The sequence below is a fragment of the Flavobacterium sp. Leaf359 genome, from assembly GCF_001423985.1.
Taxonomy (GTDB): Bacteria; Bacteroidota; Bacteroidia; order Flavobacteriales; family Flavobacteriaceae; genus Flavobacterium; species Flavobacterium lindanitolerans.
The window spans coordinates 197,613-218,396 of sequence record NZ_LMPW01000001.1 but is presented as its reverse complement, the minus strand read 5'-3'; the positions used below and the strand labels follow the sequence as shown (position 1 = coordinate 218,396).

At 38.1% G+C, this 20,784-nt stretch carries 19 protein-coding genes; 3 read left to right on the top strand and 16 right to left on the bottom strand.

The annotated features are described in order from the left end of the window. The 10 genes from ASG38_RS00965 to ASG38_RS00920 all read right to left on the bottom strand — a co-directional run. Positions 1 to 2,263, bottom strand: a 2,263-nt coding sequence (locus tag ASG38_RS00965) for a hypothetical protein (protein ID WP_162239629.1), incomplete at its 3' end; no start/stop codon positions are given. A 210-nt stretch (positions 2,264 to 2,473) separates the two neighbouring features. Beyond that, positions 2,474 to 3,667, bottom strand: coding sequence for an enoyl-ACP reductase FabV (gene fabV, locus ASG38_RS00960; protein WP_056065826.1), 1,194 nt, complete (start codon positions 3,665 to 3,667; stop codon positions 2,474 to 2,476). Between the two features lie 68 nt (positions 3,668 to 3,735). Further along, on the bottom strand, positions 3,736 to 5,388 hold the full coding sequence (gene recN / locus ASG38_RS00955) for a DNA repair protein RecN (protein WP_056065824.1): 1,653 nt from the start codon (positions 5,386 to 5,388) through the stop codon (positions 3,736 to 3,738). 81 nt (positions 5,389 to 5,469) lie between these two features. After that, on the bottom strand, positions 5,470 to 6,354 hold the full coding sequence (locus tag ASG38_RS00950; protein WP_056065821.1) for a DUF4835 family protein: 885 nt from the start codon (positions 6,352 to 6,354) through the stop codon (positions 5,470 to 5,472). Next, positions 6,347 to 7,555 (bottom strand): bifunctional phosphopantothenoylcysteine decarboxylase/phosphopantothenate--cysteine ligase CoaBC, encoded by a 1,209-nt coding sequence (coaBC, locus tag ASG38_RS00945; protein WP_056065817.1) that lies wholly within the window; start codon positions 7,553 to 7,555, stop codon positions 6,347 to 6,349. The genes ASG38_RS00950 and coaBC overlap by 8 nt, the downstream gene beginning before the upstream one ends. A 5-nt stretch (positions 7,556 to 7,560) precedes the next feature. Next, positions 7,561 to 7,878 (bottom strand): DNA-directed RNA polymerase subunit omega, encoded by a 318-nt coding sequence (locus ASG38_RS00940; RefSeq protein ID WP_056065814.1) that lies wholly within the window; start codon positions 7,876 to 7,878, stop codon positions 7,561 to 7,563. Positions 7,879 to 7,887: 9 nt separating this feature from the next. Next, positions 7,888 to 8,694 carry an outer membrane protein assembly factor BamD gene (locus ASG38_RS00935; RefSeq protein ID WP_056066719.1) on the bottom strand — a complete coding sequence of 269 codons (807 nt, stop codon included), beginning with the start codon at positions 8,692 to 8,694 and terminating at the stop codon, positions 7,888 to 7,890. A gap of 173 nt (positions 8,695 to 8,867) precedes the next feature. Beyond that, positions 8,868 to 9,377 (bottom strand): ferritin, encoded by a 510-nt coding sequence (locus ASG38_RS00930; RefSeq protein ID WP_056065811.1) that lies wholly within the window; start codon positions 9,375 to 9,377, stop codon positions 8,868 to 8,870. Positions 9,378 to 9,398: 21 nt separating this feature from the next. Then, positions 9,399 to 10,280: a 4-hydroxy-tetrahydrodipicolinate synthase gene (gene dapA / locus ASG38_RS00925; RefSeq protein ID WP_056065808.1), complete on the bottom strand. Its 882-nt coding sequence runs from the start codon at positions 10,278 to 10,280 to the stop codon at positions 9,399 to 9,401. Positions 10,281 to 10,282: 2 nt separating this feature from the next. Further along, on the bottom strand, positions 10,283 to 10,801 hold the full coding sequence (locus ASG38_RS00920) for a hypothetical protein (RefSeq protein ID WP_056065804.1): 519 nt from the start codon (positions 10,799 to 10,801) through the stop codon (positions 10,283 to 10,285). A 49-nt stretch (positions 10,802 to 10,850) separates the two neighbouring features. Here ASG38_RS00920 and ASG38_RS00915 point away from each other — a divergent pair, with 49 nt between their 5' ends. Both ASG38_RS00915 and ASG38_RS00910 read left to right on the top strand, forming a co-directional pair. Continuing rightward, positions 10,851 to 11,630: a 5'-nucleotidase C-terminal domain-containing protein gene (locus tag ASG38_RS00915; RefSeq protein ID WP_056065801.1), complete on the top strand. Its 780-nt coding sequence runs from the start codon at positions 10,851 to 10,853 to the stop codon at positions 11,628 to 11,630. A 23-nt stretch (positions 11,631 to 11,653) separates the two neighbouring features. After that, positions 11,654 to 12,568 (top strand): bifunctional UDP-sugar hydrolase/5'-nucleotidase, encoded by a 915-nt coding sequence (locus ASG38_RS00910; protein WP_056065798.1) that lies wholly within the window; start codon positions 11,654 to 11,656, stop codon positions 12,566 to 12,568. Positions 12,569 to 13,297: 729 nt separating this feature from the next. Here the strand turns inward: ASG38_RS00910 and ligA are convergent. The 5 genes from ligA to rpsF all read right to left on the bottom strand — a co-directional run bounded on the left by ligA (position 13,298) and on the right by rpsF (position 17,126). Then, positions 13,298 to 15,295 carry an NAD-dependent DNA ligase LigA gene (gene ligA, locus ASG38_RS00905; RefSeq protein WP_056065794.1) on the bottom strand — a complete coding sequence of 666 codons (1,998 nt, stop codon included), beginning with the start codon at positions 15,293 to 15,295 and terminating at the stop codon, positions 13,298 to 13,300. 71 nt (positions 15,296 to 15,366) lie between these two features. Beyond that, on the bottom strand, positions 15,367 to 15,843 hold the full coding sequence (locus tag ASG38_RS00900) for a DUF6495 family protein (protein WP_056065791.1): 477 nt from the start codon (positions 15,841 to 15,843) through the stop codon (positions 15,367 to 15,369). A 139-nt stretch (positions 15,844 to 15,982) separates the two neighbouring features. After that, positions 15,983 to 16,423, bottom strand: coding sequence for a 50S ribosomal protein L9 (gene rplI / locus ASG38_RS00895; protein ID WP_056065789.1), 441 nt, complete (start codon positions 16,421 to 16,423; stop codon positions 15,983 to 15,985). 59 nt (positions 16,424 to 16,482) lie between these two features. Next, positions 16,483 to 16,779, bottom strand: coding sequence for a 30S ribosomal protein S18 (gene rpsR, locus ASG38_RS00890; RefSeq protein WP_020211613.1), 297 nt, complete (start codon positions 16,777 to 16,779; stop codon positions 16,483 to 16,485). 5 nt (positions 16,780 to 16,784) lie between these two features. Continuing rightward, positions 16,785 to 17,126, bottom strand: a complete 342-nt coding sequence (gene rpsF / locus ASG38_RS00885; RefSeq protein ID WP_056065785.1) for a 30S ribosomal protein S6 — start codon at positions 17,124 to 17,126, stop codon at positions 16,785 to 16,787. A 174-nt stretch (positions 17,127 to 17,300) separates the two neighbouring features. On the opposite strand from rpsF, the gene ASG38_RS00880 reads away from it, so the two are divergent. Then, entirely contained in the window at positions 17,301 to 17,996 is a 696-nt protein-coding gene (locus ASG38_RS00880) for a LytTR family DNA-binding domain-containing protein (protein WP_056065783.1), read from the top strand. On the opposite strand, the gene priA is transcribed toward ASG38_RS00880, so the two are convergent. Then, complete coding sequence (priA, locus tag ASG38_RS00875; protein ID WP_056065781.1) at positions 17,993 to 20,446, bottom strand: primosomal protein N'; 2,454 nt, start codon at positions 20,444 to 20,446, stop codon at positions 17,993 to 17,995. The two genes, ASG38_RS00880 and priA, sit on opposite strands and share 4 nt — an antisense overlap. Between the last annotated feature and the right edge of the window lie 338 nt (positions 20,447 to 20,784).

The following is a 20,784-nucleotide window of genomic DNA, read 5'->3' as shown; positions in this document are numbered from 1 at the left end:
TACCTACACCATTATCTCCTTCTCCTGAATCTGTTGCCGAAGTCAGGTTTCCTGGCGAAACTGATGCACAGCTTGCATCCGGATTTACCGTAAGTATTACAGCATCAGAGCAGTCGTCATTTGCAGGTGGTGGTAGAAATGTTCCCACACAAAGGTCAAAAGTTGTATTCGCGTTAGTATTGGCTCCATAGCTGAATACCCTTACGTAGTATGTAGCTCCCGGAGTAAGACCACTAATGGTGCTTGTGTCGGGGTCACTTATATTCAAGCTGATAAGACCTCCTCCACAATTTCCTTCCAATACCTCATGTACCAAATTGGTTACATTTCCGGTTACATTTGAAAGTTGGATGCGGTGTGTTGCTGCTGTAGCCAGAAACGAATACCATACATCATCATCCGGAGTTCCGGCTCCATTATCCGGCTCACTGGAATCTGTAGCACCCAATAATGTACCAGCCGTTTTGACTGAACATAATAAATCTGCATTTACTGTTAAGGCAACCGCATCAATACAGTCGTCATTTACCGGAGGATCAGGGAGCGTCTTGAAGCTTCCCGTAGTCCAGGTACTAAATTCCGAACCGCAATTATTCCTAACATGGAAGTAATATGTTGTGTTTCCTGCTAAAGAAGAAGCAGTATAAGGCGTAGCTGCAATCTGAGTTCCTGCACCTGTAGGACTTGTGGCTATCTGATCCAACACATATTCATATCCCATAGAACCTGCAACAGCATCCCAGGAGATAGTTGCGCCAGCATTTGTTATTCCTGAAAAAGACACATTTAACGGCGCTTCACAACTTGGAATAGCTTCAACCAAGAAATTGTCAACATAAAAATTGTAATCTTGGGAATCCTCAACAGTTCCGTCTGTTGCATAGAACGCGAACTTAGTGTTTGCTCCAGTATAAGCAGGAAGGTTTACAGAATATAAAGTTCTTGCATTGGTTGGAGAGTTTGTAGAATCCCATGTATTCAAAACTGTCCAGGTAGCACCATTATCTTGTGATGCCAGGAAAACAACTTTGTCATCAGACCCCATCCCGGAAAAATTTGCTGCATAATAATCTTTTGCTGCATATTCAAATCTAACCCTGTAGCCTCCGGCACTCATATTGATTGCCGGTGATATTAACCATCCTTTTCTATTAGAGCTAAACAGGTTAACTCTTGCAGAACCTATAGATCCATTATTTAAAAATCCATCTGCCACCCAAATTCCCGTTCCTATACTTGTTGGTCCTGATGCTTCATCCCCACCAGCTCCCTTTGACCAACATATTGGAGGGAAAGCCGTGCCATTAAAATCTTGAAGGTAAGTAGGCGTATATGCTGCACAAAGAGTTGTGAAGCTAGTCTCAACCCAAACACTCTTGTCGCCAGGACCACAATTTGATCTTACCCAAACATAGTGTTGTGTTGCTGAAGGTAATCCCGAAAAAGTTTTTGTTGTAACACCAGCACCAACAGAACCTGTTGGAGTTGCAGATGGAAGCGGTGCTGTAGCAGAAGTACTTAAATAGTATTCATAGCCTTCTGAAGGCACAACCGCAGGAGCTGTCCAGTTGATTGTTGCACCAGTTGATGTAACATTTGCCGAAGCTAATCCTGTCGGAGCATTACATGACACATTAAAATCGAAAGCAATTAAAGGCCTTCTATAGTCAGAAGAGCCTAAAGACGTTGGCATCGTACCCGTAGTATTATTTGTATACTTCGTAGTATTAGAATCGCCTGTATTGACACATGGACTAGTATATTCGTAATTCCATGTAAGTGCCGTACTCGCAGTAGTATTAGTGTATTCAAAGAAAACAGCTAAATTTTGCGTTCCGGAGTAGGTAAAAGTGTTTGAAAAAGGAAAACTTTTCCATCCTGCCGATGACCCAACTACAGTTGCCGGGTTAGAATCATAAACCAATGTCGCTCCGGTTGTAGCCGTTGCCCAATCCAAACCTCCAGTACCCCAGGTCGTACTTGTAGTTTCTTTCAAATAAATCCTAAAATTTGGAGTTCCGGCCATTGTTCCTGTAGCAGTCGCCCTTTTGAAATAGACAGCATTTAGAACCTGACCTGCCATTCCCGTTAATTGAGAAGAAGGATAGATCACCGCAGTACGGTTCGTGGCATTCGCCCCAGCCACGCTGTACATGGGCCCGTATGTACTGGACCCAAGATCAGAACATGATGCTACTGTCCATAATTGCCCATAGGACAAATAACTGACAAACAACATCAGCAATAACGTAATTTTTTTCATAAAAAAGTATAAATTGATTAACAGACTGCTAAAATAACAATTTTAAAAGATTAAAAAGTTAAAATTGAAGGAGTGAACAAAAAAAATAACCATTATAAACAATAAGATTAAACTTATATTACGCAAAAAAGCCTGCATTAATGCAGGCTTTAGAATTTTTACGTGATAACTATACTTTTTTTATATTATAGTTAAAATATTCAATACAAACTATTCTTTTATGCTCTCAACGGCTACCATTTCATTAGTATCAGCCTTATAATCCACTCCTTCAATATCAAATCCGAACAAATTATAGAAGTCTTTTCTGTAACCTTCCAAATCTCCAATTTCCGAAAGATTTTCTGTAGTGGCTTTTTCCCATAATGCGGCTACTTTTTCCTGAACATCATCACGCATCTCCCAATCATCGATTCTGATTCTTCCTTTCTCATCGGTTGGGACTTCACCTCCTGTATACAAGCGCTGTTGGTATAACCTTTGAATCTGCTCAATAGTTCCTTCGTGAATACCTTCTTCTTTCATTACTTTATAAAGCAGGGAAATGTATAAAGGAATAACAGGAATTGCAGAACTTGCCTGGGTTACCAAGGCTTTATTCACAGAAACATAGGCTTTTCCTCCAATATCTTTCAGACTATCTGTAATTGAAAATGCAGTAGCTTCCAAATGGTCTTTTGCACGACCAATAGTTCCTTTACGGTATACCGGTTCTGTTAATGACGGCCCTATATAAGAATAAGCTATTGTCATTGCTCCCGGAGCCAAAACACCGGCTTTTTTCATCGCTTCCATCCACATAGCCCAGTCTTCACCTCCCATTACGGCAACTGTATTTTCTATATCATCTTCCTTACTTGGTTCGATTGAAATTTCTGAAACTTTTCCTGTGTGGAAATCTACCGTTTTATTGGAAAAAGTATCTCCTATAGGTTTTAAAACTGAACGGTGTGTAATTCCTGTAACAGGATTAGTTCTTACCGGAGAAGCCAGACTGTAGATTACCAAATCTACCTGTCCTAAATCTTTTTTAATAAGTTCTATTGTCTGGTCTTTAACTTCGTTTGAGAAAGCGTCGCCATTAATACTTTTAGCATACAGACCTGCTTTGTGAGCTTCTGTTTCAAAAGCTGCCGAATTGTACCAACCTGGTGAAGCCGTTTTTCCTTCCATTGGCGGTTTTTCAAAAAATACTCCAATAGTAGCGGCATCAGAACCAAAAGCACTCGTAATTCTGGAAGCCAGACCGAATCCTGTAGAAGCACCGATTACCAAAACTTTTTTGGCACCATCGATTTTTCCTTTTGATTTTACGTATTCAATTTGATTTTTAACGCTTTGCTCCGCCCCTTTTGGATGAGCTGTTAAGCAAATAAATCCTCGCATTCTTGGTTCTATAATCATAAAACAGTATTTATATAGTCAATAAATTATAATGTTAGTTTTAGGCAAAGCAAATATACCTCGTTTTTTTAGTTCAGCAAGGCTTTGGCATGATTTATAGCCGAATCGGATATGTCTTTTCCTGACAGCATCTGCGCAATTTCAATAACTCTTTCGTCGGCTGAAAGCAATTTGAGTTCGGATTGTGTCTGGTCGCCCACTACGGATTTGAATACTTTAAAATGTGTATTTCCTTTAGCAGCAATTTGAGGCAAATGCGTGATGGCAAATACCTGCATTGTTTTGCTCATTTCTCTCATAATTTCACCCATCTTATGGGCAATTTCTCCTGAAACCCCGGTATCAATTTCATCAAAAATAATAGTTGGGAGTTTTTGATATTGTGCCAGTATTGATTTTACGGCAAGCATAATTCTTGACATCTCTCCTCCTGATGCTGTTTTTTTTAGCAGTCCGAAATCTGAGCCCTTATTGGCGGCAAATAAAAATTGCAAATCGTCTTTTCCATTAGCATGATAGCTATCTGACAGCTTTACCTCTATTTTGAACCGGACGTTTGGCATTCCAAGCAATTCCAAAATCGCAACCAGCTTTTCTGTCAGCACCGGAATTGCATTCTGTCTTTTCTCACTGATTGTAGCAGCTATAGTATCCAAACTAGATTCGCTTTCTGCTATTTCTTTTTCGGCCTGCTCGATTTCCTGTTGCAGGCTGTCAACCGAAATTACCTTTTTATCAAGGTCTTCCTGTATCAGTAACAGTTCATCAACTGTTTTGACCTGATGCTTTTGCTGTAAATTATAAATGGTCTGTAATTTTTGATTCACCAACTCCAGCTGTTCCGGGTCGCTCATCAAAGATTCTGCTTTCTGACTCAGTTCAGAAACAATATCATCAAGTTCAATTGACGCGCTTGTTATTCTTTCAAACAACGAATTGTAATCTGCGGAAAAAGAAGCTATTTTTTGAAGCGACGCCTTAATTTCTTTAAGATTGTGAAGTACTCCAAATTGTTCTTCTTCGGCAATTGAAACGGCGCGGTCCAGATTTTCTTTAATCAGTTCAACATTATTCAATTGTTCAAAAACACTTTCCAACTCTTCCTGTTCGCCTGATTTCAGTTTAGCCGCAAGCAATTCTTCTAAAAGGAACGAGTTATAATCCTGTTCTTTTGAAGCTTCCTGAAGCCTGGATTGCAATGCCGTGAGATTGGTCTTCAGGCTACGGTATTTTTTTAAAAGGGATTTATATGCTACAATTTCGGAAGCATTCCCCGCCATCGAATCAATAATATCAAACTGGAAATTTTCTTCAGAAAGCTCCTGAGTCTGGTGTTGCGAATGGATGTCTATCAAATACTCACCCAGTTCCTGAAGTTCCTGTAGATTAACGGGACTGTCATTGACAAAAGCCCTGGATTTTCCTGAAGAAAGGATTTCTCTTCTGATGATGGTCTCTTTTTCAAAATCTAAATCATTGGCTTCAAAAAAGGACTCCAGATTGTAGCGCGCTATATCAAATTGTGCTTCAATAACACATTTTTCTTCTTTGTTTTTTAGCGAACTTAAGTCTGCTCTTTTGCCCAAAACCAACCCTAAAGCTCCAAGGAGAATCGATTTTCCCGCTCCGGTTTCTCCTGTTATTATTGAAAAATTCTCTGAAAAATCAATATCGAGTTTTTCAATCAGTGCGAAATTCTTTATGGATAATGACGTCAGCAAAGCCTTTACGTTTAAAGATAGTGATTATTTACGAGCTGCTTTGAGGCAAGCGCTTCGTATAAAACAAATGGATTCTTATGATTAAAATCTGATTTTACCCCATTTACTGGAATTCAATGGAGAAATCCTGTTGAGATTTTCTACCAAATCCGCAACCGCAATAGAAGGTCCTCCTGTGTAAATCGAAACGATTTCATCTGATTTGGCATCAAAAAAGACACGTGTTAGCAATGCGTTTGGGCGAATATCATATATCTGAGCCAAAGTTTTGACCGAGTTTTTGATATTTTCCTTTCCTCTTTTCAAATCTTCGCTCATCAAATCAATTCCTGTTGAATGGTATTGGTAAAGGGCTTCTCTGAAAGGAGCAAAAGTATTTGACATCAGGTCTGTAATCAGGAAATATCTCGAAACATTTCCATCTGCCTGATTCCATCCTTTTGAGCCTCCTTGCTGTGCCAGGATTGCCACGTTTTGAGCCAGTTCATAGTATTGGGTTCCTCCTTTTGGCGAAAAGGTATCGGCATCCAATCCCATAATGATATAGCTGTAGAACGCCATAACAGATACCAGGTTTGAATCGTAGCTGTTTGGGTTGAAAATCAGGTTTTCAAATTCAACATACCTGAAATTGAAGTCTTTATCGTTAAAGTTAAAAACCGGTGAGGCATACATCGAGTTATACCCCGGACGCGAGGACTGTACCTGAATGGAAGCCGAAAACTGGTCAGAATTGTATCCTGAAACATTGATAAACATTGACGATTCAATTCTTTCATTCTCTGCAAACGTCTGATTGGTCCAACGGGTCTTATTCACAAATTCATTTAGTGAACGTTCCAGCGTCTTAAAAATCTGCGTATTAGCATTCGTGATTCGGTCATAGTTTATTTTTACGGTACATCTCAATTCCTGAGCCTGAACAGAACCTGCAACGAACAACAAAAACAATAATATCTTACGCATAAAAATGTTGTATTACTTTATTTAAAATATCTTCGGCCACGGCTTCTTTTGTTTTTAAAGGCATGGGCTCAATTTCAAAATTCCTGTCGATAAAGGTAATTTTATTTGTCGGTTTTCCAAAACCGGCACCTTCATCCTGTAATGAATTGAGAACTATCAAATCTAGGTTTTTTTTCTGGATTTTCAATTTTGCGTTTTCAATTTCATTTTCTGTCTCTAATGCAAATCCTATCAGAAATTGTTTTTGTTTCACTTTTCCTAAAGAAGCCAGAATATCCTGTGTTTTTTCCAATTCGATGGTAAAGGCATCTTCCGTTTTCTTTATTTTTTGTGCGGCCGGAAACTTTGGCCTGTAATCTGCCACAGCTGCAGCAGAAATTGCCACATCAACATCGCCAAAATAACGGTGGGCTGCCTCATACATTTCCTGTGCAGAGGTTACATTCACCAGAGTAATCCCTGAACTTTTAGGCTTTAAATGCGTTGGTCCGGAAATCAGAATCACTTCGGCTCCTAATCCGGCAGCATGCTCAGCAATGTCAAACCCCATTTTGCCTGAGGAATGATTTCCTATAAAACGCACAGGGTCTATTGCTTCGTATGTGGGTCCGGCTGTAACCAGTATTTTTTTTCCTTTTAGCGGCAATTTGCTTTCTAAATCGGCCTCAAGAAAGGCTATAATATTTTCAGGCTCAGCCATTCTTCCTTCTCCGGAAAGTCCGCTTGCCAATTCTCCCGATTCGGCCGGAATCATGATATTGCCAAATTGCCTGAGTAATTTAAAACTGGCTAAGGTTGAAGGATGTTTATACATGTCCAAATCCATTGCAGGAGCAAAATAAACCGGACATTTGGCAGAAAGGTAGGTTGCTATCAAAAGATTGTCACAGGAGCCATTTGCCATTTTAGACAATGTGTTTGCTGTAGCGGGAGCCACCAACATCAAATCAGCCCAAAGACCTAATTCGACATGGTTGTTCCAAACCGCATCTTCGTCATCATTATAAAAAGTGGAATGTACCGGATTTTTTGAAAGCGTGGAAAGAGTGAGCGGTGTCACAAAATCCTTAGAAGCAGGTGTCATGACCACCTGGACATCGGCACCTGCTTTTATGAATAATCTTACTAGTGAGGCTGTTTTATATGCGGCAATTCCACCGGAAACTCCCAGCACTATTTTTTTACCACTTAAAACAGACATAGTAATTATTTAGTAGTATCTCTGTGATAGATTTTACCGTCAAGCCATTCCTGCACAGCCAGTGCATGCGGTTTTGGCAATTTTTCGTAGAATTTTGAAACTTCGATTTGCTCTTTGTTTTCAAAAATTTCTTCTAAGCTGTCATTATAGGTAGCAAACTCTTCCAATTTCTCTGTCAATTCTTTCTTAATTTCAGAGTTGATCTGGTTTGCTCTTTTAGCCATAATCGTAATCGCTTCATACACGTTACCTGTCGGTTCCTCAATCATCGTCTTATTGTAAGTAACTGTGTTTACAGGAGCATTAGTCTTTTTTAAATCCATGACTTTTATTTAATTAGAAAATTGTTGTAATTCTTTCTCGATTCGTGCCAATTTATCATCAGCATCTTTTTTATATTGTGTTGATGCATTGAATTTCATAAGCATTGCATAGGATGCTTTCGCCAAATTCAATCTTTCTTTCTTTTTGTTTTCTACACTATTGATTGCCAAAATATAGGCCGAATCAAACCTGTAGTACAAAGCGTCTTCTTTGAATGGCGTTCCCGGATAATCAGCAATAAAATTATCCAAAGCTTTTATGGCTGCTGAATAATCTCTTGTATAGCCTCCTATCGTGTGGTATTGTTTTGCATTTTCAAATGCCTTTTTTTCCAGCTTTTCGCGCAACGCTTTTACAATTTCGTTTGCTTTTGGCAGGTATTCAGAATTTGGATAATTATTAATAAATGCCTGCAGCTTGTCAATAGCCTTGTCTGTATCGCCCTGGTCCAATGAATATCTTGGTGACAATCTCGAATAGCTTTCAGCACTCAAATAGGCCGCTTCTTCTGCTTTTTCACTCTTTGGATAGCTGGAAGTAAAGCTTTCAAACTGATAGGCTGCAAGATAGTGCTGTTTTGTCTTATAATACGATTGCCCAAACATATAGAACATCTTTTCAGCAGCCGGCTTACCTCTGTATGATGGTGCTATCTGCTCAAAAAGGCGTATTGCTTTTGTATATTTTCCAGCGTCATACATTTTTGAAGCGATGTCATATTTTACAGCGATATCCTCTGATTTCAAAGCTTTTTGGTAAGGACTGCATGAAGCAAAAGCAACCGCAATTATAAGTAAGCAAAATATTCTATTCATTTTCAAGATTGTATTTACTGATTTCAAGCCGTTTGAGGTTTCTTAAAAATCAACCGCAAATTTAGTTATTAATTATAGATTAAAAAAACATTTTTTCAAGCCCCTTGAAAGAGTTAAAAATAAAAAAGATGCCAAATAAATTATGACACCTTTCTAACGATTAAATTCCGTATTTATTTTCCGGTTGTGATTGGACTTGTGAAGTTCTTCATTTCATTGTCGAACAAATAAAGTCCTCCCTTATCATCACCAATCAGATTGATTTTATCTAAAATGTAACGTGCATTTGCTTCTTCTTCAATTTGCTCTGCCACATACCATTGTAAAAAGTTATGGGTAGCATAATCTCTTTCATCCAGTGCTATGCCTACAAGGTCGTTGATACTTTCAGAAACTTTGATTTCGTGTTCCAATAACTGTTTGAAAAGAACCTTATAGCTTGACAAATCAAGTACCGGCTCTACTATCGCAGATATTTTAGCCTGTCCACCTCTTTGGTTGATATATTTTACCAATTTCAGCATGTGCATTCTTTCCTCTTCGGACTGTGCAAACATGAAAGTCGATATTCCTTCAAATCCCTGAACTTCTGCCCAGGATGCCATAGCCAGATAAACTTGTGATGAGTCTCCTTCTACCTTAATCTGACGGTTTAATGCTTCTTCTATTGATTTTGATAACATAATCTGTAGGTTTTAAAATAACTAAAGTACTGTTTTCTTAACAAATTGCTCTATTCTTCCTGCTAAATCTTCGTTAACATTCACTAATGGCAAACGTACTGTATTTTCTGACAATCCCAAAACTTTAAAGATTTCTTTAACACCCGCAGGATTTCCCTGCTCGAAAATCATGTCGATAGAATCTGCAATCTGGTAGTGGAGTTCGTAAGCCTCATCTACTTTTCGCTCCAATCCTAAACGCACCATTTTAGAAAACTCTTTCGGGAATCCTTCAGCAATTACCGAGATTACTCCTGCACCTCCGGCTAAAACCATTGGAAGTGTTACCATATCATCACCCGAAATTACCAGAAAATCTTTTGGTTTGCCCTGAATCAGTTTCATTGCCTGAACAATATCACCAGCAGCTTCTTTTATTGCCACAACATTTTTAAAATCATTTGCCAAGCGGATTACGGTTGACGGCAGCATATTACTTCCTGTCCTTCCCGGAACATTATACAGGATGACCGGAAGCGGTGAAGCTTCTGCAATGGCTTTGAAATGCTGATAGATACCTTCCTGGGTTGGCTTGTTATAATATGGCGAAACCGAAAGCACAGCTGTAAAACCTGTAAAATCTCTGGTTTTTAGCTCTTCAACAACTTCTGCAGTATTATTCCCTCCTACACCCAAAACCAACGGCAATCTGCCGTTATTGGTTTCTTTTACGGTTTTAATAACCAATTCTTTTTCTTCTTTATTCATGGTTGCCGGCTCTCCGGTTGTTCCTAAAACTACCATATAATCAATTCCATTATCGATTTGATAGTTTACAATTCTTTTTAGAGCCTCAACATCAACAGAAAAATCTTTTTTGAAAGGTGTGACAAGCGCTACGCCTGTTCCTATAAGTGACTGCATAATTATATTTTATTTAGTATTTTTAAATATTTGAATAGTTCGAAAACAAAAACTTTATAGTTTTCTGCATTGGTATTAATCATAAAATGATTTAACCTCTTGTCAATCGTTGAAAATCCTACTTTGAAATTAGCTTTTGACTTAAAAGTCGTAATCATCAAAGGTGCTTTTTCTGTATCATAGTAGCTAATCAGCATATCAAACTCCTTGTCAGTAAACTCTTTTACATTTTTATTGTCCAGCGTTCCTTTCCAGCTTAAATCTTTATGGCTAAAGCTCGGATAATTTACGGTCTCTTTTTTCTTAAACCGGTCTTTATATAACAATATCTGGATATTCTCTCTTTTGATTCCGTTTGCCAAAAGCTCTTCAATCAAGTTGACCTTATCTTCAAAATAGGTCTTGTCAATTAACAATCCGACCGTTTTTATCGTTTCGTCAGACGGGTTTCCCTTTACGTGCAGGGAACTATTTTTTAATGTTCTTTTTGCAGAAAAGTTCTTGAAAAAATTTAAAAACATAGTACTTTTACTTGTGATTACAAATTTAATTAAATAAGCCGTATTTCAGATGCTAAAACAAAAAAACTATAACGCTGCTCTGACACAATTTGTTTCAATTCTAACATTATTTCTGGTAATTTCCTGTGCTACCCAAAAGCCGTATGTTTCCAAAATTGAAGGCAAGCAGATTGGCATTACGAACACCAACCCACAAACTCCTGCTATCGAGGAATTTATAAAGCCTTACCGCGAAAATATTGATAAGGACATGAATCAGATTCTTGCCTATGCCCCGGAAACAATGGACAAAAGTAAAGGTGAATGGCAAACAACTATTGGCAGCTTACAGGCAGACATAACGCTTGCAACCGCTAACAAATTATTTCTGAAGAGAGAAAACAAACCGGTGGATATCTGCCTGCTGAATCATGGTGGTATCCGAAGCATGATTTCCAAAGGAAATGTGACTACCCGTACTGCATTCGAACTGATGCCTTTTGAAAACGAATTGGTTGTCGTTGCCTTAAAAGGCCAACAGATTGTAGAAATGGTGAATTATCTGATTTCTGAAAAAAAGCCGCACCCGCTTGCAGGTATGGAAATCGTGTTAAACAAAGATGCTTCTTCCTATAAAAGCATTACGATACAGGGAAAACCTCTGGACATCAACAAAACCTATTATGTGGCTACAAACGATTATTTATATAATGGCGGCGACAGCATGAATTTCTTCAAAAAGGGAACCATGACTTCGTTAGATTATAAGCTCCGCAACGTTTGGATTGATTATTTTAAAGAAACAGACACGATTCCGGTACCGCGAAACAAAAGGATTATTGTTGAGTAATCAGAAAGCCTAAAAGACACAAAATGAAAAGAAGAGATTTTATACAGAAAACGGTAGCAGGTTCAGCTTTACTGACTGTTGGCGGATTATCATTAAGCAGTTTTAATACGCTTAACAAAAAGCACATTACCATACTGCATACCAACGATGTTCACAGCCATATCGACCCGTTTCCGCCAACAGATGCTAAAAACCCTAATATGGGCGGTGTTTCCAGACGGGCAAGCCTGATTGAAAGCATTCGCAGGGAAAATCCAAATGTTTTGCTTTTGGATGCCGGCGATATATTTCAGGGAACTCCTTACTTCAACTATTATGGCGGCGAATTGGAATTTAAGCTGATGAGCATGATGAAATATGACCTTGCCACTATGGGAAATCATGATTTCGACAACGGGATTGACGGTTTCTATTCGCAATTACACAATGCAAAGTTTGATTTCGTGAGTGCCAATTATGATTTTAAAAACACTGTTCTGGATGGCATTGTGAAGCCTTATAAGATTTTTATCAAGGACGGTATCAAGATTGGTGTTTTTGGATTGGGTGTTGAATTAGACGGATTGGTAGACAAGAAGAATTATAAAGAAACTGTTTATAATGATCCGGTTTCCGTATCGCAGGAAATGACTCGAATCTTAAAAGCACAAGAGCGATGTGATCTTATTATATGCCTTTCTCACATTGGATATGCCTATAAAAACGACCCGGATAAAATTTCTGATTTAAAATTAGCCGCCGCAACAAGAGATATTGACCTGATTATTGGCGGACATACGCATACTTTTCTGGACAAGCCTACGATTGTAAAAAATCTGGACGGGATTGATACATTGGTGAATCAGGTAGGTTGCTATGGTATTAATTTGGGAAGGATTGATTTTTATTTTGATACAGATAAGAGTAAGATCCATAGCGGAAGGACTATTGTGGTTTAATCTTTGGTTTTGAGCGTAGATACTTTTGAAGCAGATAGGATTTTGAACGCGGATATACGCTGATTTGTATATTTAGAATAAACAAGACTCAGAATCTTAGCTGCTTAGTTCTTTAGAACCTTTAAAATCGAACACGGATATACGCTGATTTCGCGGATTGACGCGGATTTGTATATTTATAAACAAGACTTAGAATCTTAGCTGCTTAGTTCCTTAGAATCTTTAAAATGGAACACGGATATACGCTGATTTAGCGGATTGACGCGGATTTGTATATTTAGAATAAACAAGACTTAGAATCTTAGCTGCTTAGTTCCTTAGAATCTTTAAAATCAAACACGGATATACGCTGATTTCGCGGATTTGTATATTTAGAAAAAACAAGACTTAGAACCTTAGCTGCTTAGTTCCTTAGAATCTTTAAAATGAAACGCAGATTGACACTGATTTAGCGGATTTACGCGGACTTGTATATTTAGAATAAACAAGGCTTAGAACCTTAGCTTCTTAATTCCTTAGAGCCTTTAAAATCAAACACGGATATACGCTGATTTAGCGGATTTACGCAGATTTGTATATTTAGAACAATAAAAACTTAGAACCTTAGCTGCTTAGTTCCTTAGAACCTTTAAAATTGAACACAGGTTGACATGCACATTAAAAAAAGCCATTAAAATTTTCATTTAATGGCTTTTTTGTCTTTATATGGATTTGTCAGGTGGCATTTAGCTATCCTAACATTGCGATAAAATCATCTTCAGAGATAATTGGGATATTCAGTTTATTGGCTTTTTCCAGTTTGGCAGGCCCCATATTATCGCCGGCTACCACATAGTCTGTTTTGGCAGAAATAGAGCTTCCTACTTTTCCGCCATTATCTTCAATGGATTTTTTCAGGTCATCGCGTGAGAATTTTTCAAATACTCCCGAAACCACAAAGGTTTTTCCTGCCAGTTTATCTGTTGCATCCGGATTAAATACGGTTTTGGATTCGAGCTGAACGCCATAATCACGTAATCTCTGGATGATAATTCGGTTTTCCGGATTTTCAAAAAATTCAATGACGCTTTGCGCTATACGTTCGCCAATTTCATCTACCAAAATCAAATCCATCAGGCTGGCATTACTTAGGTTATCGATATTTTGGTAGTGTTTTGCTAATTTTTTTGCAACGGTTTCGCCCACATAGCGGATTCCTAAAGCAAACAGGACTCTTTCAAAAGGAACTTCTTTGGATTTCTCGATTCCGTTGACGAGATTTTCTGCCGATTTCTGAGCCATTCTTTCCAGAGGAATTACCTGCTCGACGGTAAGGTCATACAAGTCAGCGTAATTCTGCACCAGATTGTTGTTAAATAACAAGGCTACCGTTTCTCCGCCAAGTCCTTCAATATCCATTGCCTTTCTGGAAATATAATGCTGGATTCTGCCTATAATTTGTGGTGGGCATCCGTAAAAGTTCGGGCAATAATGCTGGGCCTCGCCTTCTTTACGGATTAATTCTGTCTGACATTCCGGACAGTTTGTAATATAAACTGTTGGAAGTAAATCTAAAGAGCGTTTTGTAAAGTCTACACCTATAATTTTCGGAATAATTTCTCCTCCTTTTTCTACAAAAACTTCATCACCAACACGAATATCGAGTTTTTCAATTTGGTCTGCATTATGCAGGGAAGCTCGTTTTACAATGGTTCCCGCCAATTGTACCGGCTCGAGATTAGCAACCGGCGTAATCGCTCCGGTACGTCCCACCTGATAGGAAATAGAATTCAGCCGTGTAGAAACCTGTTCTGCCTTAAATTTATAAGCAATCGCCCAACGCGGTGATTTGGAAGTATAGCCTAATTCTTCCTGATAATGCAGGTTATTTACTTTTACAACTACGCCATCGGTTTCATAAGGCAATTCATGACGGTGGATGTTCCAGTAATCGATAAAGTCAAAAACTTCCTCAATACTTTTTACCAACCTGGCCTCTTTAGGCACTTTAAACCCAAAACTTCTGGCTTTTTCAAGGCTTTCAAAATGGGTTGAGAATTTAACATCATTACCAATAAAAGTATACAGGAGGCAATCCAACGGACGTTTTGCCACTTCAGAACTGTCCTGTAACTTCAAACTACCAGATGCAGTATTTCTTGGGTTTGAATAGGGAGTTTCGCCAATCTCTATCAATTCCTGATTCATTTTGGCAAAACCTTCCAACGGCAAAATAATTTCACCGCGTATTTCAAAACTATCCGGATAATCGCCTTTTAACTGTAATGGAACCGATTTGATTGTTTTGACGTTATTGGTTACATCATCACCTTGAAATCCGTCTCCCCGCGTTACGGCACGTTTTAATTTTCCGTGCTCATAGGTAATTGAAATAGAAGCTCCGTCATATTTCAATTCACAGGTATATTCCAGCGGCACATCTCCTAATATTTTCTGGATTCTTTTTTCCCAATCCAAAACGTCTTCTTTTGAATAGGAATTATCCAAAGAATACATTCGGTTTTTATGGGTAATGGTTTCAAAGTTTTTGGTAATCATCCCTCCCACACGCTGTGTCGGGGAATTTTCATCAAAAAACTCGGGGTGTTTGCTTTCAAGCTCCTGTAGCTCTTTCAGTTTTGTATCAAAATCATAATCTGAGATTGTAGGATTGTCCAAAACATAATAATTGTAATTATGCTGATTTAGTTCTTCCCGCAATGATTGGATGGTACTCTGAATATCCATAAAAAAAATTGGCTAGTTTAGTTCTGTAAACAGAGCACTAAAATAACCAATTTCCAATAAATAATACGATTTTATGACGATTGAATTATGCCGTTGACCTGCAAATACAATTGGCCGTCACTTAGGATAGCTCCTTGCTGTATCAGGTTAAAAATAGCATCGTTCCGTTCCTCTTCATATTCTTTCTGCCCTATCTTAATCTCCACCGTTTCAGTAAACATATTGTCACTCAACCACTGCAATCCTTCACGGGTCATAAAATCGACTTCCGGAATAAGCGCTTTGAGTACGATTGACTTGATTACTTTTTCCTGACAATGGAAAAGAAAGATATAGCTTTTAGAAAAGTGTTCCAAATAATGGGCTCCTGTCAAAACGCCTTCCCAAATCAAATCAGAAAATACATCCAATTCCTGCTCGGCAACTTCCGGTTTTTCAGCCTTGATGGCATCCCATTCCTTCTTATCGATTGACTGCGTTGCCAGAAAATTGGCAAATTCCATATGGAGCGCTTCAAACTGTTCTTTTGTTAATCTTTTGTATTTCATTATTTTGCTGTAAGCTATAGGCTTTAAGCTATAAGCTCCCACAAGTGTAATACTTACGGCTTATTGCTTAAAGCTTTTCTATAATTTAAAAAAAAATCCCGACTTTCATCGGGACTTTTATATTTCAGTATTGAAAATATTATTTTTCAGCTACGATTTCGTAAGGCAAATCAACGATAACCTCTCTGTGTAATCTTACAGTCGCATTGTATTTACCAGTACGCTTAACGATTCCAGAAGTGATGAATTTTCTGTCGATTGATTGACCTTGCTTCTCCAAAGCTTCAGCGATATCGATGTTAGTGATAGAACCGAAAAGTTTTTCACCACCAGCTTTAGCTGAAATTTTGATTTCAAGAGCTTTAAGTGCTTCAGCCAATTTCTTAGCATCTTCAACAATTTTAGCTTCTTTGTGCGCTTTTTGTCTTAGGTTTTCAGCCAATACTTTTTTCGCAGAAGGAGTTGCCATGTGAGCGAATCCTTGTGGAATTAAGTAGTTACGTCCGTATCCGTTTTTCACAGTTACGATATCATCTTTAAAACCTAAATTTTGAACGTCTTTTTTTAATATAAGTTCCATGTTGTTGTCCTTATTTGTAGAAGTTAGGTTTCATTGTGAAACCAACAACTTTGTTTTTACTATTTTAATAAATCGGCCACGTATGGCATTAAAGCTAAATGTCTTGCTCTTTTAACAGCTACAGACACTTTTCTTTGGTATTTCAATGAAGTTCCTGTCAAACGACGTGGAAGGATTTTCCCTTGCTCGTTAACGAATTTCAATAAGAAATCAGGATCTTTGTAATCAACATATTTGATACCTGATTTTTTGAAACGGCAATACTTCTTAGTTTTGTTTGTTTCAATATTTAAAGGCGTAAGATATCTGATATCTCCGTCTTTTTTTCCTTTTGCTGATTGTTCAATCGTAGACATAATAATTACGCTTTAGATGCTTTTAGTTTTTCTCTTCTTCTTTCTGCCCAAGAAATTGCATGTTTGTCAAGACTTACAGTCAAGAAACGCATTACTCTTTCGTCACGTCTGAATTCAGTTTCGAAAGCAATTAATACTTCAGGAGCTACTTTGAATTCAAACAGGTGGTAAAAGCCACTTTTTTTGTGTTGGATTTCGTAAGCCATCTTTTTTAGGCCCCAATCCTCTTTTGATACCATCTCTGCACCTCTGGAAGTAAGAAAATCTTCGAATTTGCTTACTGTTTCCTTTACCTGTACTTCAGATAAAACGGGATTCAAGATGAAAACAGTTTCATAGTGATTCATAATACAATGATTTTATTTGTTATAAAATTGGGTGCAAAAGTAACTATTTATTTTTAATGCACAAGCGAAATCCAATTATATTCGATGAATTACAAAAAAATGCGGAAAATATTGTTTTTTAATAAAAAAATTGTTCTACATTTATCGTACCCAATCTATAAATTCTGATTTATTATGAAATTGAATTGTGTTGTAGTAGATGACAGTGCCATACAGAGAATGACAGTAACCAAATTGGTTGCAAATCATCCAAACCTGAACTTGGTGGGCGATTTTTCCAATGCCATTGAAACTAAAAATTGTCTTACCAATAAAGAAGTGGACCTTATTTTTTTAGATATTGAAATGCCTGTCATTAATGGATTTGATTTGCTTGACGGATTAAAAGTAAAACCACAGATTATCTTTATTACCTCAAAAGCAGAATATGCCGTCAAAGCATTTGATTATGATGCAACAGATTACCTTCAGAAGCCTATTTCACCCCAGCGTTTCAATGCTGCGGTAAAAAGAGCAATGGACCTTTATCTGCTTCGTAAAGAAAATATTGATGAAGACAGCGAACACATTTTCATCAAGAGTAACCTGAAAAAATTAAAAATCTTTACTTCGAAAATCAAATGGATTGAAGCTTATGGCGATTATGTAAAAGTAGTCACTGAAGACGAGAACCACCTTGTATTATCGACTATGAAGTCGTTTGAAAACGATTTGTCAAAAGAACGCTTTATCCGTGTTCATAAATCGTTTATCATTAATATTGACAAGGTAGACAAATTTAACAGCAAGTTTGCCGAGATTGGTGTGACCAAAATTCCTTTGAGCAGAAATAAAAAAGAGGATTTGGTGAAAGCTTTGGCTTCGGCTTAATAGAAATCAACATTTACGGCCACTTTAATCGGTCTGTATTGCGATACCGTTTCAAAACTATTCAGTATTTTCTGGATAGTTTTTTTTGTGCTTCCTAATGGCTGGTTTTGGGGAATCTTGATTAGGATGGTACGTATGTACTCATTCCTGATTCTGCCTATAGCCGGTTCTTCCGGCCCTAATACCGGTAGGTCGAGATTCTGGCTCATGACCTGATACAGCCACATGGAACCGTCTTTTAGTTTTTCAAAATCACGGTGTTTGAGTGTAATCTTGATGAGTCGGAAATAAGGCGGATATTTAAAAATATGCCGGTCATACAATTGTTCTTTGTACATCCCCATATAATCATTGTTGGTAACCTGCTGGATTGTGTTATGGTTCGGGTTGTAGGTCTGAATAATGACCTTCCCTCTTTTTGCGGAACGCCCTGCCCTGCCCGAAACCTGTGTCATCATCTGATAACTTCTTTCAAAAGCACGAAAATCCGGATGGTACAACATATTATCGGCATTCATAATACCTACCAGGGAAACATTATCAAAGTCCAGACCTTTGGCAAGCATTTGGGTTCCTACCAAAATATCGATTTCCCGATTTTTAAAGCTGTCCAATATTTTTTCATAGCCGTATTTGCCACGGGTAGTATCCTGGTCCATTCGGGCTGTCTTTTTATTGGGAAACAATCCGGCCAGCTCCATTTCTATCTGTTCCGTACCAAATCCTTTGGTAGTAAGGTCTACGCCTGAACAGTTATGGCAACGGGTTGGTTTTGCCATCGCATAACCGCAATAATGGCACCTTAGTTGGTTTTTATGCTTATGATAGGTCAGGCTCACGTCGCATTGCGGACACTCAGGAACGTGACCACAGGTCATGCATTCCAAAACAGGTGAATAGCCACGTCGGTTTTGAAACAATATTACCTGTTCGCCTAAAGCCAATGCTTCTGCCATGTATTCCAACAACGTATCGCTAAAATGACCTTTCATTCTTTTTCGGAAATATTTGTCTTTAAGGTCGACCAGTTCAATTTCCGGCAGCATTACATTTCCAAAGCGTTCGGTAATTTCTACCAAACCGTATTTGCCTCCGGACGCATTAAAATACGTTTCCAGACTTGGCGTGGCAGAACCTAAAAGTACTTTGGATTTGAAATAGTTTGCCAGAACAATTGCCGCATCGCGGGCGTGGTATCTTGGTGCCGGGTCGTATTGTTTGAACGTCTGCTCGTGTTCCTCATCAATAATGACAAGTCCCAAGTCGCGAAACGGAAGAAATAATGCCGACCTTGCTCCTATTACAATCTTTGCTTTTGGAGAATTTTCCAATACTTGTTTCCATACTTCTACCCGTTCGTTATTAGTATATTTGGAATGGAATACGGCGACCTGATTACCGAAATGAGCCGTCAATCGTCCGATCAATTGGGTTGTAAGTGCGATTTCCGGCAAAAGATACAATACCTGTTTTCCCGAGGCAATATGGCTTTCTATCAGCCTAATATAGATTTCGGTCTTACCACTGGAAGTTACACCATGCAACAGGCATACTTCTTTCTCTTCAAAAACGCTTGAAATTTCATCGAATGCTTTTTGTTGGGTTACACTTAGTTGAAGGTTATTTTCTTTTTGGTTTTTATCAAAAGAAACGCGGTCTTCCTGTATATAATATTCTTCAAAAATGGCTTTGTCTACCAATGCCTTTATCACAGCAGTTGTAGCCTGAGAATGTTCCAAAAGCTGCTTTACGGAAACAGGTTTTTGCTGTGAAGCATTGAGTTGAAAATAACTCAATAGAATTTCTTTTTGCTTTTGTGCCTTTTTATTCAGATTATCTATTAAGGCTATCAGATTCTGTTCGTCGACGTAATCTGTATGCAGACGGATATATTTAGTAAGTTTGGGCTTGTACAACTCTACTACTTCTTCCTGAACCGCCAATATTTTTTTATCAATGAGTTTTTGGATGGTAGGAAAAACATTTTTCTTTCCTAATAAGGCTACAATATCCAATACTTTAAGAGAGCTTTGGTGTTGCAAGGCTTCATAAATAAGGAACTCATCGTCAGAAAGCTGTGTTTCGTCAACTTCGGTTTCTTTTTTCTGCGATATGATGGTTTCACTTTCTAATAGTAAAGCCGAAGGCATGGCCCCACGATATACATCGCCAATGGCACACATATAATAAGAAGCTATCCATTGCCAATGGGTAATCTGAATTTCGGTTACGACCGGAATTTCATCTAAAATCTGATGGATTTCTTTAGCTTCGTATAGAGCAGGTTCGTTTTGATGCAATTCTATAGCCAAAGCCGTATACACTTTGCTTTTGCCAAATGGCACCGCAATACGCATTCCTTTTTGGATGTAATTGTATTCTGCTTCTGAAACCCTGTAGGTAAAAGTTTTAGATAGAGACAGAGGAAGAATGACTTCTACAAAATACATTTAAAGGCTGTTTGGTTTTTACAAAGATAAGGGTTTGCCGGAATAGTTTTATATTCAATAATTATAATCAGAACAAAATCTTAGTACATTAATCACTTAGAATCTTTAAATTGAATGCGGATTAAATCGATGACGCGGATTTTCGCGGATTTATAAATATGGATAAACAAAACCCAGAACCTCAGTAGCCTGCCCTCCTTAGAACCTTTTAAAATTAAACGCGGATTAAACCGATGACGCGGATTTACGCGGATTTTTAATGTTAGAATGAACAAAACTTAGGAACTCAGTAGCTTGCTCCCCTTAGAACCTTTTAAAATTAAACGCGAATTAAACCG